Genomic DNA, 14,862 nt, shown 5'->3' on the forward strand with positions numbered 1-14,862 from the left:
CTGGAATCAAAAACGTTTTTTCTTTTTACTGCCTATGTCTTATTAGTAACAAGAGCCGTGCCAATTTTTTAAAATGCCTGTTTTTCAGGGATAATCGCCTGCCTGACGAAACACCATTTTTATCGCCCTCAAAAAAATCAACATAACCCACTGTTTTTATTGAAATTTATTTTTATTAGTCGAATTGCTGTCACGTTACTTTTTTGACAGCGTTAAGACGACTGTCAACAAAAAGGCATCAAATGTCTTTTTGTTGAAAAATAAAAAGCAAATTATTTGACACTGTCATTTTATAGTGACGAATTACTGTCGCATAAAAATTTTTCGAATTTAAAAAACCGTTATTTTATTGACTAAATAAAAACAAAATGTGGATAACTTAAAAAACGACAAAATAAAGATAATTTTATACACATCGAAAAACACGGTTCACTCTGAGATAAAAACCGTCAAAAAAATACAAAAACGGCCTCACCTGCTTTTTTTTCAAAAGCAGGTGAGGCCGTCATAAAATGGACGCTGAAAACTGGAAATTTCAGGCAAAAAAAATGGCTGTCAGCTAACGCTGACAGCCATTTTTTTTAAACGATCGACTTAACGCATGGTTTCTTCATAACGATGAAGGCCATACTTTCTCATTTTCTCAACCAACGTAGTACGGCGAATCTGAAGTTTGTCAGCCGCCCTGGCTACAACGCTGTTGCAGTCACTTAAGGCTTGCTGAATCAGACTTTTTTCCAGTCGCGTCAAAAACTCCTTCAGATTCAGGCCGCCAACAGGAAGAATCGCCAAGTCATCCACTTTTCCAGGCCCGGCGGGCTGAATGCTGTCCGGGAATAACTCGGCAACACCGTCATCATCAGAAATGGCTTCCATATAACGAAAATTCTGAGGCAGATCCTGAACACCTACGACACCGTATGGGTACATGATCGCCAGCCTTTCCAGCAAATTGGACATTTCCCTGACGTTGCCTGGCCAGCCATGACGGCAGAGCGACATAATGGCAGCGGAACTCAAACGAATGGAGCCACGACTCTGTTTTTCCATGGCGCTGACCAGCTCGTTGAGAATCAGCGGAATATCTTCCGGACGATCCCTGAGTGCAGGCATTTCAATGGGGAATACATTCAGTCGGTAGTACAGGTCTTCCCTGAATTCACCGGACTCAATCATTTCAGAAAGGTTTTTATGGGTAGCCGCTATAATTCTGACATCCACGGGAATCTGCTCGGAACCGCCCACTCTTTCAATCGTCCGTTCCTGCAAAACCCTGAGCAACTTAACCTGCATGTGCAGTGGCATATCACCAATTTCGTCAAGAAACAGTGTGCCACCCTGTGCCAGTTCAAACCGTCCTTTTCTTGAGCTAACAGCTCCGGTAAAAGAGCCTTTCTCATGGCCAAACAGTTCACTTTCCAACAACTCGTTAGGAATGGCACCACAGTTTACTGGCACAAAAGGCATATCCCGACGATGGGAATGGTCATGCAGATTTCTGGCCACCAGCTCTTTGCCTGTTCCTGACTCACCGGTCACCATAACATTGACGTCACGGTTGGCCACCTGTGCCATAAAAGCGCGAACTTTACGAACTCGATCACTTTTACCGACCAGTCCACGGAACAGTTCTACCTGCTGATTCATTCCAGTCTGGTGAAGTTGACGCCATTGCTCACGGTACACCTGACCATAATGCAAACACGAGAGTAACTGTGAACGGTTGCAGGGCCAGTCTACACGAGCGATGATCTGTCTGCGAAGGGAGGATTGGAGGTTTTCCGGAAGCGGCTCAGCTATGCGAATGACGGGAACACCGCCACTCCAATTCTGTATGCGGGCGATCATGCCCTGCATTGAGCTTTCTGCCTGGAGAAAATCTCCAAGAAAAAGCGCACAGAAACCACTTTTGTCGGATTCTTTGATAGCATCTTCCCAATGGGCGGAGCTGACCGCCTTGGTACGATACCCCATAAACTCGATAATGGTACTTAGATCATGTCGGCGCTGTTGAGAGTCTTCGATGATCAATACCTGATCTGCTGCATCCATTGTAACGACTTTCCTTGTCATCTACGCAATGAGAATAAACAGCCTTGAAATAATATGAATCGCAATAAGCAAACTCTTATTAATTCATTTAAGGTCTAAAATCCTATTTCGTCAAATTTCTTCGACACTTTAATCCTTTTTTCGACTTTTTTGTGAAAAATGACGTGAAATAACCCTCCTTATCGATCGTTTGCGGGTGCCATCTGCAAAGATGGACACCCCCGGGAGATCTACGGTCGGATGCCAGCAAGCCTCATTTGGGTCATGCTTCAGACTGGTTGGCAGCACATTCGTGAGATGAATTCACCGATGACCTTTTCGTGCCACCCTCGCGAGTGGGAAAAGCAGAGAATTCCAAGTGTTCACTTTAAGTCACTTGTGGTCGCTGTAGACGACGGGGAATTTTCGCTTGAGCAGCAGTAGAAAGTCCGTACTTTGCTTGAAACGGTATTTTTTTTGAGTAGTATTCAGGCGCTAGTCTGACAATGCGCACTGAGTCTGAAGGGTATGAAACTTGTACAGAGGGTAAAGCCTGGAAAAATATATCTAACCCACCGTGCTTGTTTATATACTTTCCATTTCCTATATAAAAGAGACTATGAATCAATTTTCCATCTGATAATAACTGTACAATATCTCCCCAGCGTAGTTTTTCTTGATCAAATTCCTGAACAGAAGCAAAAGGCAGGCTTTCATACCAACCATTAAAATCTTTAACCGATTGTCTATCCATTCCAAATGCCAGATAATTAACAAATTGATGACAGCAGCCACTTACAACACTGTCATCATCTTGAAAATTCCATAAAGTTTTACACACATTCTCAAACCCCTCCGTGAAGATATTGGATAATCTTTTTTTAGCTTCAATCCAGTGGTCTGAATCAGGAACAACCTCTTCAAAAAAAGACAAATAACCTGAAAAATCTTTTTCTAAAACAGGCAAGTCAGGAGTCACGTTATGATACTTTATGCCATTCAGACTAAATGGAAAAATATGAGAGTCAAAGTCCTTATTCCTTACCTCAATAAAGAATTCTTCATCGTGAAAGATTAATTGATTGGCAGGACTAACCTTTCTTTCTGATAACCATTTATTATTAACCTGAGTCTGATAGCTTTTATCCAAAGTTAATTGATTAGTTGCCAACTCTTTACGACCGGAGCTTACTGACTCTGTTAAAGCGAGATCAGCTTGCAAGCATATCTCTGTTACTGGGTTCATTGGCATACATCCTGTATTATTTCTCTATACGACAGATAAGAAAGCCAATAATTCCCTTGTTTGTTGATTAATAATAACCATCAGGTAAGTCTGCATAACAATCGTCGAAAAAACCGTCGAAAAAACCGTCGAAAAAACCGTCGAAAAAACCGTCGAAAAAACCGTCGAAAAAACCGTCGAAAAAACCGTCGAAAAGCATTTAGACTTTGGCTTGCCACCCCATATTATTGCCTGGTTTGAGCGGGGTCAGTACACTCCGTCATTTTGGAACTATTTTTAACTTCTGATGTCTATATCTGAACCAATAACTCAGGGTAAACAAAAGTGAAAAAGATTCTGCTCAGTATACTAACTTTATTTTGCTTATTTCCTTTTTTGCACAGTAAAGCCATCACAATCCCGCCGCCACATTACGTGGTAGTTTTCCATGAGAATTACTGTAAAAAATACAGGTATTCCATTCAATATTACATGAAGAATCTTGAAGAAAACGGGCATTCTGCATTTCACTTGTGCACTGATACCGTTGATATTAAAGAGCTGAAAAGGCGGATAGACCTCAATGCTAAAGATAGAAACATCAACCTGCCTGATATTAAGGGAATAAATATTTTTGGCCCGGTCATTTCCAGCAAAACAGTCGATTACCTTAAACCCAAAGACCTCTTTTTTTACCCTACTACAGCTTTGACAGTTGATAATATTGATTTGATTCTATGGAGAAGTTCAACATTGATCGACATTAAAACTGAACCGTATAATTCTCCTTATATTGAACGATGGGTGTCTCATATGTTTGCGTCACCCGGCGACATTAATACAGATATATCAACAGCATTATATGATTTTGCAAGCAATACTGTTCAACATAAGAATATTTCCGTTGGAGAAAATTTCAAAAACAAGCTAAAGAATGATTTATCGGACTCCAGAACAATTGATTATTACAGTTTTAGTTACCCTTATTACGGTGAAGGGACTGCATTATTAGGAATGGCATCTTTCCCTGTCCTCTATGTTATTACCGGACTCGCTCGCGTACGTGAGGGTTATAGCTTCTGGGATCGGCGTCAAACGCCTGGTGATAAAATTGGCACCCCTATTCTTTATGGCCTTATGTCAGTACTCGAAGCATACGCAATTTTTAGCTATTTATACACTCAGCATTATCTGCCTCATGATAATAAATGGAAAAGGGTCTTGCTGAGAAAACCATTAACTGTTGATGGCCTTCTCGATCCATCTACCGAATTATAATCATTTTCAATATTAAAAAGTGCCCGTTTATGCCCGCATAACAACATAGCGGGCACTGAGTTTCATTTTGTGTCAGACTTTTTGCGATTCAGCCAGGTTCTTTCGATCAGCAGCAGCAGCTCACCACTGAGCAGACACAGAGCAATAATAACCAGCGGGGTATTTAATGAGAAGTGCCAGTTTTTTATCATCAGGAACAGGTGCTGGGAGGCGGTGACCAAGCCGACCGCAGCAAACAGGCAGGTCAAAAATATACTGATATAACGGTAATGAGGCAGCACCATCAGGATGCCGAGCAGCCCGATAACCGTTCTTTCAGTGCGGCAGAATGGGCAGGTTTTCACAATTTCTGTCAGATCCATCCACCAGGTCACTGCACAAATCACAATGGCAATCCATCCCAATGGTCTGATATAGCGGCTTAGCACCAATGTCTTGATCATGGAACCGGTCTCAGTGAACTTATCTCAACAGGGTTATCGTAAGATCACCGAGACTCTTTACTCTATTTATACGACCTGCCAAACCTTTCTCAGCACTCCTGAAGATGAAAGCCCAGCGCCTTCAGATGCTCCTGCACTCCTGCCTCACACTTTCTGGCCTGAACTGTCAGAGTGCTGAACTCCCGCCGCTCCCGGTAATGCTTTCTCATTCGGTCAAACTCGATGCAGCGTGCTTTCTTATCCATATAGAGGAGGCGGCGCATAAGGGCATCGTCGTGGCGTAGATCGTAGACTGATTTCATCGCCAGACCAGCAGCCTGGGCAGCGGTGGCAGAGTCATTAAAACCCATTCTTTTCAGGGCGGGCATGGGAGTGACAGCGGCCAGCCTGACCCGGCCCGGCAAACCAAAGGTCCGGCACAGGGCCTTATACACCTTTTCAGTACCCGAGATTTTTCCGTCCAGGCTGTAACCAGCAATATGAGGGGTGCCAATATCCACGCGGGCCAGCAAATCCAGATTGACATCGGGTTCATATTCCCAAACATCCAGCACCACACTGAGATCAAGACCTTCTTCAAGGACTTTCAGCAGCGCCTGGTTATCAATGACAGGGCCTCTTCCGCCATTGATCAGAATAGAGCCCGGTTTTATCTGGCTCAGCCTGTCATAATCCAGCATGTGATGGGTGGGGTAATCCACATGCCAGGTCAGGGGGGTATGCAGGGCAATAACATCACACTGTTGCAGCAGTGTTTCTAAAGGTTCAAATCGGACTCCCGGCGTTCGCTCACAGAGCGGATCACAGGCCATAACCTCAACACCCAGTCCTGCAAAGGTTTGATACAGTCGGCTGCCCACTTGCCCGTGGCCCACAATGCCGACCTTTCTTTTTTTCAGCTCAAAGCCATCGCGATCAGCAAGAATATCCAGAGCACAAAGCACGTACTCAACAACCGATTGAGCATTACAACCAGGCGCATTAGCAAATGTAATGCCTCGGTTGGCCAGGGCGAACTGATCAATATGATCAACGCCAGCAGTACATGAGCCAACAAACCTGAGTGAAGAAGCCTGGCTCAGCAGCGCTTCATTCACCTTTGTCACTGAGCGCACCAGCAGCGCGTCGGCACCAGCAATATCGCCAGCAGCAATATCCCGCCCCTGCAAAGCCACTACTTCACCCAGTGCACCAAAGCATTCATGGAGCAGTGGAATGTTCTCGTCAGCAACAATTTTCATCGATAGCAGTGCTCATTGAGTTCAGTAATGCCGTGATACTATAGTCCATCCTTAAAATTAACAACTCAGGACTTATGGGATTCCATTTTTCCTGTTTGAGAAATAAAATCTATACAGCTTTCATTCCGGCCAATTACTGCCCATGACTTCGAAAGTAACTGTTCGCACCCTTGCCCTGCTTTTACTGTTCACTCTGACAAGCTGTGGTTATCGTTCCACACCTGAATATCAGTTGGAGGAGTATGAAGAAAGGATCAGTACCGTTACCGGGCAGCCACTGCCTCCCGCTACGGTCAGCTTTCCTGAACTTCCTCCGCTAAGAGAGAGGCAATACCCATTGCCGGATATTCGCTTGAAAGCACTGGAAGCCCTGAATCTTCTGGAATGCCCCAGGCTCACTCAGCTTATCGCACATCGCAACAACAGTCTGGGCAAACAGATGCAACCTTCCCAGTTGCTGGACTACGAAAAAAAACTGATCGCTCAGCTTAAAGACTGCACAAACTATTTACAGCAACAGAATAAAAAGCCAGAACTAAGGACCCGACTGGAAGCTATTCTCCAACAAAAAGAAGCCGCATTGCCTGCCGCGAAATGGAACGCCTTGCTGTCTAACACCGAGCTGCCAGACCAGCTCAGCGGCTTTCAAACGCTGCTCCCGCTTCATGGTGATAATGGCCGCCAGGGAACGCTGGAGGCATTGAAGTATCTGAAGTTGTATCTGAAAGATGACCGTTTTTCTCCCCCCTACGATCAACAGTCTCTGGAAGTGCAACTGCAACAATTAACCGCCTCTCACTACAGCGGTCAGCTTCTGGCTGCTGCTACCGCTCTCACCAACACCCTCAACCGGGTTTCCGTGATGCTGGAAAAAAGCAACAATACCATCTGCCCACAAGGTCGGCGTTCTGTAAAAATAGAACGCCTCAACAATGTCTTCAGACTTTTCTATGTCGACAGTATTCAACCTTACATAGCCAGAGTCGTTTCAGAAGGGAGGGACTGGCGGTCTGTCATGCTGCCTTTATTGCTTGAACTGCCGCCTCCTCCAGACAAAGCCATGGAAGACTACCTGCTGGCCATTACCGATTGTGATTCCGCCTTTTCCGTTTGGCATCAACTGAACAGAGCCATCCTGCGACATGCCCAAAGCTGGCAGAAAGTACTGACTGAATGCCAGATTCAACCCGGGCAAAATCCTGCGAATTAATTTCCACGCACCGGTGCCGATAGACAGCTCTAAGGGCAATTCTTCATTCACACTTTTATGCCCTGCACCACCGGAGATTCAATGGATAAAAAGCCGGATGACGAAGGGAATGTGATTGACCTTTTTACCCGCAGGCCCATCGACGAAAAAGAGAATGAAAAAATCATCAGGCTGGCACCGGAGATGGACGGTCTGGAAATGCTCTACAGCAACGACGCCAATCCCGGCAAACTTTTCAGCATGAAAATCCTCTGCTGGGCCCTGAAAAAAGACGGTACGGTGGACGCCATGGTGCCCTGGCTCAACCAGTTGGTATTTGCCCAAAACCTCAATGACCCACTAAACGGACACTGGGAAGGCTATTACGACAGCTTTCATGACCACGCTTTTTTTGAGCCTCCCGAACACAAATTGACAGAGCTGGAAACCGCCGCCCATTATTTTAAAACAGAAGAAGACGACCCCAACTTTATTGTGCAGGAAATAGGCGACAACATTGGTACCCACGCCATCCTGACGGAAGACAACTTTCACACACTGATGCTGATTCATGTCACCAGCTGGCGTTTATACAACGATGGTCGTATTCATGCCATGCTGGCCGATGAAAAGAAAGTAGAAACCACCCCCATTCTACCCAAAGATGAATGCCTTTTTCCGGCCCAGGAACATGAAGATTTCAGGTATTTCTTCCACCACATCATTGCCAACAAAATCAAACGCGGAGATCCTGATGCCATTGCTGCCTTTAGTCAAATGATTGAAGATTAATTATCGTGCGTCATATCCGGGTACAAACAGAAGGCATTTTCTTGTAAAACAGACTCATGAAGCTTTACTGACAGGGTAAAGATTTTTCACGATAAAAACCGGATTTATTAACGAATGGCACTTATAGAATTACTGCAATATTCACCCACTTATTTCTACATTACCTTGACGGTTGTCGGTCTGCTGGTCGGTAGTTTTCTCAATGTTGTTATTCTGCGGCTGCCCGTGATGATGGAACGGCAGTGGAAACTGGAATGCCTCGAAGCCTTGCACCCGGACAAGGTGCCTTCTGAAATGGAACCTTACAATCTGATCAAGCCCGACTCCACCTGTCCCCACTGTGGCCATAAGATTCGGGCCTGGGAGAATATCCCGGTGCTCAGCTACCTGTTTTTAAAAGGTCGTTGCTCCTCCTGCAAAGCCACTATTTCTGTCCGTTATCCGATTGTTGAAATCATCTCTGCCCTGCTGACGGTTGCTGTGGGCACCTTCTTTGGTGCCACGCTCCAGACGGTTCTGCTCTGCTTTATGGTTTGGGCATTACTGGCATTAACCGTGATTGACCTGGACACCCAACTGCTGCCAGACAGCATCACCCTGCCCCTGCTCTGGCTGGGCTTGCTGGCCAACAGTTTTGGGTTATTGATTCCTTTGCAGGATGCTGTGCTGGGTGCCGCTGCCGGTTACCTTTCACTTTGGTCTGTTTACTGGATCTTTAAACTGCTGACGGGCAAAGAAGGCATGGGCTACGGCGATTTTAAACTATTGGCTGCCCTCGGTGCCTGGCTGGGTTGGCAAATGCTGCCTCTGATTATTTTGCTGTCGTCACTGGTGGGAACCATTGTCGCGGTGGCGCTGATTATTCTGAAAAAGCAGGAACGGAGTCAGCCGGTTCCTTTTGGACCTTATCTGGCCGCCGCCGGTTTTATTGCCCTGTTTTGGGGAGAAACACTGGTCCAGTCTTATCTGCAGATTATGGGACTGTGAGCTGATGAGTAAGTTAGTTATTGGCGTAACAGGCGGTATTGGCAGTGGTAAAACGGCAGTCACCGACTACTTTTCCAGTCTCGGTATTACCGTGGTGGATGCCGACCAGGCAGCAAGAATCGTTGTCGAGCCCGGTCGGCCGGCTCTGCAAAAAATTGCCCAAAGGCATGGTCAGGATATTCTTACCGACGAAGGCACTCTGAATCGAAGCAAGCTCAGGGACATTATTTTTAATGACGACAACGAACGTGTATGGCTGGAACAGCTGCTGCATCCTCTGATTCGTAACCAGATTATTCAGGAACTGGCCGAGTCCGAGTCGCCCTACACCCTCATGGTTTCACCACTGCTGGTAGAAACCGATCAACATTTACTCACCCATCGCATTCTGGTGGTCGATGTCCCTGAAGAGATTCAGCTGGCAAGAACCATAAGCCGCGACGGCATGAGCAGAGCACAAGCCCGGACGATTATGGCCAAACAGGCTTCCCGGCAACAAAGGCTGGAGAGAGCTGACGACATCGTTGATAACAGCGGCTCTCTGGAGCAGCTGTTTCAACAACTGGATAAGATTCATCAGACTTATCTGGATTTGGCCAGCCTATAAGCCCCAGACTGTCAAATGCCCGGACGCCAACCATTGGTGATCGGGTAACGGCGGTCACGTCCAAAACCACGGGGAGTGATGCGAACCCCTACCACCGCCTGGCGACGTTTGAACTCATTCACATCGATCAGACGCAGTACCCGATAAACAGTCTCGCGGTCAAAACCAGACTCGATAATGGCTTCGGCGCTTCTATCTTCTTCCACGTACATTTCGATCATTCGATCCAGTTCCGCGTAGGGAGGCAGGCTGTCTTCATCCACCTGATCCGGTGCCAGCTCGGCAGAAGGTGGACGATCAATCACCCGTTGCGGAATCACATAGCCCAGCGAGTTACGGTACTCGGATAACTCAAACACCAGTGTCTTTGGTACATCTTTCAGGGCATTGTAACCGCCGCACATATCGCCATAGAGCGTGGCATAGCCCACGGCCATTTCACTCTTGTTGCCAGTGGTCAGGACCATATAACCTTTTTTGTTGGAAATGGCCATCAGCATGACGCCCCGGCAACGGGACTGAAGGTTTTCTTCCGTGGTGCCTTTTTGGGTATTCTCAAACTGAGCACTCAGCGTTGCCATAAACGCATCAAACATCGGTTCAATGGGCATGACGGAATAATCAACACCGAGAATATCGGCTTCTTCCCGGGCATCTTCCAGACTCATGTTTGAGGTATAGCGAAAAGGCATCATAACCGCCTGCACTCGCTCAGCACCCAGAGCGTCGGTGGCAATGGCCAGAGTCAAGGCAGAATCAATGCCACCGGATAAACCTAACACAACCCCTTTAAAGCCATTTTTATTCACGTAGTCACGAACCCCCATGACCAGAGCCTGGTAGACGCGTTCATGCAAGTCAGGCAGCTCTGCCACATCTTCCTGTTCAAACGCTTTATCCGCTATATCAAAACGGGTTTTATAGAGACCTTCGGCAAAGTAATCGGCCCTGACAGCGACCTGTCCATTGCCGTTCATAGCAAACGAGCCACCGTCAAACACCAGCTCATCCTGACCACCCAGCAGGTTGACATAAACAACAGGAAGCCCCGTTTCCAGGCAACGGTCGCGAATAGTTTGGTAACGGATCGATTGTTTATCTTTATGAAAGGGAGAAGCATTGAGGCTCAAAATCAGGTCTGCCCGGGCATCCGCAGCCTGCTGAGCCGCTGAGGGATACCAGAGGTCTTCACAGACAGTCAGCGCCAGCTTGACCCCTTTACACTCAAAAACACAGGGTTTCTGTCCCGGCATGAAGTAGCGTTTCTCATCGAAGACCTGATAGTTAGGCAGATGCTGTTTGGCGTAGCGGGCCACCACCTGACCGTCTCTCAATACCACGGCCTGATTTTCCAGACCGTGAGCGCCTACGGCGGGCAGCCCAATCACCAGGTCAATGCCTTTCACCACACTGAGTTTGCTGATGGCCTGCTCAATTCTGAGCACCATACTGGGTCTGAGTAACAGATCCTCAGGTGGATACCCGCAAAGTGTCAATTCAGGAAAAACCACCAGATCAGCCTGATGCTGATCACGGGCTTCTTCAGCCGATTCGATTACCCGGTGGGTGTTGCCGTCGATATCGCCCACCTTGAGGTTAAGCTGGGCCATGACGATATTGAGCTTTGCTGACATTGAAAAGCCTGATGTCTTAATTTTGTTCAATCTGAAAGCGGGCTATTTTCAACGATGTTGCAGTCGGAGTAAAACCAAATTGATGAATGATGATGGGAAGGCGGCATCAGCCACTAAAAATCCCCCCCAAAATCAAAGTCCATATGTTCTGCTGGCTCCTGAAGGAAGTCGCCCTGGATGAAATCAACCCCGGTATGCCACAGCGGGGCCATCTCAACAGCACTCTGAACCTGGGGAACAATGACCTTCTGCCCCTTTTCCGACAGAGCAAGCACCATTTTTTTGAGCTCTTCTCCCTGATTTTCGCTAGTCAGATCTTTAGTGAAAGAGGGATCAACCTTGACGTAATCCACGATCATCGGGGCAATGGTTTCCATAGGGTGTAAACTGCAACCAAACTCACTCACCCCAGTACTGCAACCCAGCGCCTTGACCGCCTTGAAAAAGTCCGGTGCCTGCTTATTGAAGCGGACAATATTCTGCTCACTGATTTCCACCACCACCGACGAAGCAGGAATGCCTGCCGCCTTAAAGGCAACCCCCATCCAGGGCAGAAACTCTTTCTCCAGAATGGCGTTACCGCCGAGGTGCATGAAGAGTCGGATGCTGTCCTTGCTGCGGGTTTTGTTCAGAAGCGCTTTTGCTGCTTCTATCACCTGCCAGCGATCGACTTTGCTCCAGAGTGTATTCTTGTCCAGTTTGTTTCGGAATGTCACTGAGTCATGTTCACGACCTCTGGCATCCACCATACGCAATTGAGCTTCAAAGTGTTTTTCAGAAGAACCTTTCAGACTGACCACGGGCTGGTATTTCAATTTGAAATTGTCATTTTTCAACGCCTGACTGATCATTCCAGCCAGGTGCTTCTCAACAGAACTGACGGTATTAACCTTGCGTTTCTGGTAGAAGCACAGCTTTCCACCACCTTCATTTTGTGCCTGGGTAGCAGCATGACGGGCTCTGACCAGCTGAGTATTAAGATCACTGTTAGTATCGGTCAGGATGACACTCCCCAGACTGAGCTTGATGGGTAGCTTGTTGCTGCCCAGTGTCACCGTCTCCCCGGTCACCCCTTTAATGACTTGATCCGCCAGGTCCTGCACGGCCTTTTCATCACCGGCCTTCACCAGTGCCATAATACAATCGCCGCCCCAACTGGCGGCCTGATGCTCAATCAATTCCAACCCAAGGCGTGAGCTGACCGCTTTATAATAAGGCTGGCTGACTCTTTTACCTGCTTTGGCATGAAGCGCCCGCAGTGAATCGAGGGTAATACAAAGCAAGGCAAACTGGTCTTTACCGGCAATGACTCTCTGCATGGCAACGTCCAGCTGCTCTTTGAAAGCTTCTTTACTATAGAGATGGGTTTCGCTGTCAGGACGGGCCACTTCAACGTCTTTCTGCTCAGTTTCCCGGAGCCTCACCAAAAGGCTCAGGGTATAGCGCCCCTCAAAGGAAGTGGGACTGACGGTAGCCCTGACAGGCACCTCATTATCCTGATCAGCCAGCAACGAACATTGAATCGCGGCCAGGGCACGGCCACTGTTTTCGGTATTGTTCAGGAAGTCACCCACATCCCTGCGATCTTTTCTCGCTACCAGGTCCGTAAAAGGTTTACCCACAAGGCTGGCGCTTCCGGCAACCCCCAGAAGCTCATTAAATGCCGGGTTTGAGTATTTCACCCCTCCGCCACTGATATAGACGATGGCATCCACCTGGTCATCCAGCAGATGACGCCTCTGTTTCTCTGACTCATTCAGGGCAACACTCATGCGCCGGTGGTGACGACGGGTATTAAGGTCGGCAATTTCCCGATCAGAGGTCAGCAGCAGCAGTTCATCGCTGTCCGGGGTAATGACACTTCGCACCCCCAGCTTGAGCCACTCCAACGGTTCTTCTTCCTGTTGTTCCGACAACACGATGGAAGGAATATCCCTGCCCTGCTGGTCAACCCGACCAAGCACCGAACTGATGGTTAATCCTTCTGGCAGCTCAGCTGAAGAGATAATCATTAAATCCCATTTCTGATGGCCGGACAAAGCGTCTTCCAGACTTTCCATAGAGTTGACATGATGAGCACGGGTCGGGTATCCGGCATCCCGATAGACAGTCAGCAGTGCCTCAGCTTCTTCAGAGGAGGCATCCACTATCAGCAGCCGGACCGTATCCCTGTTTTCCTGCTCCATGGTATTGACCCGATTCAACAAGACTTTAAGGCTTATCTCATTGTTATAACTGCCACAGGCCTGAAATCATTAGCCCCTGTCAAAAACCCACCTCTGTTTTTATCTGATTGACCGCTTTGTTAATAATTTTACTGGTTCTCTGACCCTCTGATCAGGTTATAACAATGCACTTCTAAACTGATCAGATCAGTACTAAAAACCGGTCAGATGTCATGGGGCAATCAAACCGCCTTGAGCCCAACAGCCTTGAGCCCAAAAGAATAAAGGAACAAGGATTTACATTAATTGAACTGATGATCACTCTGTTGATCGCTGCGATTATTGTTGCCATGGGATTGCCACAGCTGAGAGAAATGTCTAACTCCATTCGTTTCTCAAACATTCAACAAAACCTGCTTTCAAACCTGCTTTACGCCCGCAGCGAAGCCGTTAAGACCGGGACTAATAACATCGCCTGTGCATCCACTGACGGGGCTACCTGCTCAGTAACTCCAACCCTGTGGAGTCAAGGCTGGATCATTTTCACCGATGAAAACAGTAACGGCGCATTTGATTCAGGAATTGATACCTTGAAACGATCCCAGACAACAGACTCTATTGCCTCAATCACCTGGAGTAACAGCACTCCAATCGTGTTTCAGGGAGATGGCACCGTCAACAACACCAGTTCAGGCACCTTCCTTATCTGTGACAATCTAACAACATCGAAGATCGCCAAAGGCGTCACCATTAACCTGTCTGGTCGGGTTCGCTCAACTGACTCGGTGGTTTGCCCATGAGTTCAAGGCACTGCCAGGCGGGTATGACCCTGCTGGAAATTCTGATCACCGTCATCATTCTGGCTTCTGGCCTTTTGGGTATGGCCGCCTTGCAAACCCGAAGCATCAGTTACAACAACATTGCCTACCTCAACTCCCTGTCCAACATCCTTGCCTACGACATGCTCGACAGGATCAGGGCCAACCCGGTCTATGCCCTTAATGGAGCCGGTTATTCTGCCAGTGTCGGCAATGTGCCTGCGACCTATCCCGATGATTGCGACACAGCCGATTGTACACCCGCTGAGCTGGCCGTTTACGACATAGCACAATGGAAGTTCATCCTGAACGCCCAGCTCCCCGATTCAGATGGTTCAATCGTTAAAACCGATACCCCGGAAGGTCGCAACTACACCATCACGGTTTTCTTTGACGACAGCAAAGGCCAGCAGTCACGCCGTCAGGTGATTCTCAGGAGCACGCTATAAACC

The 14,862-nt window shown here is 47.5% G+C and carries 13 protein-coding genes; 7 read left to right on the plus strand and 6 right to left on the minus strand.

Annotation, left to right across the window (positions count from 1 at the left end; translation table 11 throughout):
• Window positions 1-594: 594 nt before the first annotated feature.
• Window positions 595-2,052: a sigma-54 dependent transcriptional regulator gene (locus tag K7B67_RS13640; RefSeq protein ID WP_252176416.1), complete on the minus strand. Its 1,458-nt coding sequence runs from the start codon at window positions 2,050-2,052 to the stop codon at window positions 595-597.
• Between the two features lie 367 nt (window positions 2,053-2,419).
• A complete protein-coding gene (locus K7B67_RS13645; RefSeq protein WP_252176417.1) occupies window positions 2,420-3,277 on the minus strand; it encodes a hypothetical protein in 858 nt (285 codons plus the stop codon).
• Window positions 3,278-3,748: 471 nt separating this feature from the next.
• On the opposite strand from K7B67_RS13645, the gene K7B67_RS13650 reads away from it, so the two are divergent.
• Window positions 3,749-4,534: a hypothetical protein gene (locus tag K7B67_RS13650; RefSeq protein ID WP_252176418.1), complete on the plus strand. Its 786-nt coding sequence runs from the start codon at window positions 3,749-3,751 to the stop codon at window positions 4,532-4,534.
• Between the two features lie 62 nt (window positions 4,535-4,596).
• On the opposite strand, the gene K7B67_RS13655 is transcribed toward K7B67_RS13650, so the two are convergent.
• Together K7B67_RS13655 and pdxB are read right to left on the minus strand one after the other, a co-directional pair.
• The gene (locus K7B67_RS13655; protein WP_252176420.1) at window positions 4,597-4,977 is read right to left on the minus strand and encodes a hypothetical protein; all 381 of its coding nucleotides are present in this window, start codon (window positions 4,975-4,977) and stop codon (window positions 4,597-4,599) included.
• 89 nt (window positions 4,978-5,066) lie between these two features.
• Entirely contained in the window at window positions 5,067-6,218 is a 1,152-nt protein-coding gene (gene pdxB, locus K7B67_RS13660) for a 4-phosphoerythronate dehydrogenase PdxB (protein WP_252176421.1), read from the minus strand.
• A gap of 142 nt (window positions 6,219-6,360) precedes the next feature.
• Between pdxB and K7B67_RS13665 the strand changes: the two genes are divergently transcribed.
• The 4 genes from K7B67_RS13665 to coaE all read left to right on the plus strand — a co-directional run bounded on the left by K7B67_RS13665 (window position 6,361) and on the right by coaE (window position 9,793).
• Window positions 6,361-7,428, plus strand: coding sequence for a DUF3080 family protein (locus tag K7B67_RS13665; protein ID WP_252176422.1), 1,068 nt, complete (start codon window positions 6,361-6,363; stop codon window positions 7,426-7,428).
• 81 nt (window positions 7,429-7,509) lie between these two features.
• Window positions 7,510-8,199, plus strand: coding sequence for a hypothetical protein (locus tag K7B67_RS13670; protein ID WP_252176423.1), 690 nt, complete (start codon window positions 7,510-7,512; stop codon window positions 8,197-8,199).
• 114 nt (window positions 8,200-8,313) lie between these two features.
• Window positions 8,314-9,186, plus strand: coding sequence for an A24 family peptidase (locus K7B67_RS13675; RefSeq protein WP_252176424.1), 873 nt, complete (start codon window positions 8,314-8,316; stop codon window positions 9,184-9,186).
• 4 nt (window positions 9,187-9,190) lie between these two features.
• Window positions 9,191-9,793: a dephospho-CoA kinase gene (gene coaE / locus K7B67_RS13680; protein ID WP_252176425.1), complete on the plus strand. Its 603-nt coding sequence runs from the start codon at window positions 9,191-9,193 to the stop codon at window positions 9,791-9,793.
• An 11-nt stretch (window positions 9,794-9,804) separates the two neighbouring features.
• On the opposite strand, the gene K7B67_RS13685 is transcribed toward coaE, so the two are convergent.
• Together K7B67_RS13685 and K7B67_RS13690 are read right to left on the minus strand one after the other, a co-directional pair.
• Window positions 9,805-11,427: an NAD+ synthase gene (locus K7B67_RS13685; protein WP_252176427.1), complete on the minus strand. Its 1,623-nt coding sequence runs from the start codon at window positions 11,425-11,427 to the stop codon at window positions 9,805-9,807.
• A gap of 113 nt (window positions 11,428-11,540) precedes the next feature.
• A complete protein-coding gene (locus K7B67_RS13690) occupies window positions 11,541-13,613 on the minus strand; it encodes an EAL domain-containing protein (RefSeq protein WP_252176429.1) in 2,073 nt (690 codons plus the stop codon).
• Between the two features lie 212 nt (window positions 13,614-13,825).
• Here K7B67_RS13690 and K7B67_RS13695 point away from each other — a divergent pair, with 212 nt between their 5' ends.
• The gene (locus tag K7B67_RS13695; protein ID WP_252176430.1) at window positions 13,826-14,392 is read left to right on the plus strand and encodes a GspH/FimT family pseudopilin; all 567 of its coding nucleotides are present in this window, start codon (window positions 13,826-13,828) and stop codon (window positions 14,390-14,392) included.
• Window positions 14,389-14,859: a type IV pilus modification protein PilV gene (pilV, locus tag K7B67_RS13700; RefSeq protein ID WP_252176431.1), complete on the plus strand. Its 471-nt coding sequence runs from the start codon at window positions 14,389-14,391 to the stop codon at window positions 14,857-14,859. Before K7B67_RS13695 ends, pilV begins: the two co-directional genes overlap by 4 nt.
• Window positions 14,860-14,862 lie beyond the last annotated feature (3 nt).

Source organism: Endozoicomonas sp. 4G (assembly GCF_023822025.1).
Lineage (GTDB): Bacteria > Pseudomonadota > Gammaproteobacteria > Pseudomonadales > Endozoicomonadaceae > Endozoicomonas_A.

Coding starts and splice junctions, on each gene's coding strand:
- K7B67_RS13670 (WP_252176423.1), top strand. CDS start 7,510: ATGGATAAAAAGCCGGATGACGAAGGGAATGTGATTGACCTTTTTACC.
- K7B67_RS13640 (WP_252176416.1), bottom strand. CDS start 2,052: ATGGATGCAGCAGATCAGGTATTGATCATCGAAGACTCTCAACAGCGC.
- K7B67_RS13655 (WP_252176420.1), bottom strand. CDS start 4,977: ATGATCAAGACATTGGTGCTAAGCCGCTATATCAGACCATTGGGATGG.
- pdxB (WP_252176421.1), bottom strand. CDS start 6,218: ATGAAAATTGTTGCTGACGAGAACATTCCACTGCTCCATGAATGCTTT.
- coaE (WP_252176425.1), top strand. CDS start 9,191: ATGAGTAAGTTAGTTATTGGCGTAACAGGCGGTATTGGCAGTGGTAAA.
- K7B67_RS13675 (WP_252176424.1), top strand. CDS start 8,314: ATGGCACTTATAGAATTACTGCAATATTCACCCACTTATTTCTACATT.
- K7B67_RS13665 (WP_252176422.1), top strand. CDS start 6,361: ATGACTTCGAAAGTAACTGTTCGCACCCTTGCCCTGCTTTTACTGTTC.
- K7B67_RS13695 (WP_252176430.1), top strand. CDS start 13,826: ATGGGGCAATCAAACCGCCTTGAGCCCAACAGCCTTGAGCCCAAAAGA.
- K7B67_RS13685 (WP_252176427.1), bottom strand. CDS start 11,427: ATGTCAGCAAAGCTCAATATCGTCATGGCCCAGCTTAACCTCAAGGTG.
- K7B67_RS13650 (WP_252176418.1), top strand. CDS start 3,749: ATGAAGAATCTTGAAGAAAACGGGCATTCTGCATTTCACTTGTGCACT.
- pilV (WP_252176431.1), top strand. CDS start 14,389: ATGAGTTCAAGGCACTGCCAGGCGGGTATGACCCTGCTGGAAATTCTG.
- K7B67_RS13645 (WP_252176417.1), bottom strand. CDS start 3,277: ATGAACCCAGTAACAGAGATATGCTTGCAAGCTGATCTCGCTTTAACA.
- K7B67_RS13690 (WP_252176429.1), bottom strand. CDS start 13,613: ATGGAGCAGGAAAACAGGGATACGGTCCGGCTGCTGATAGTGGATGCC.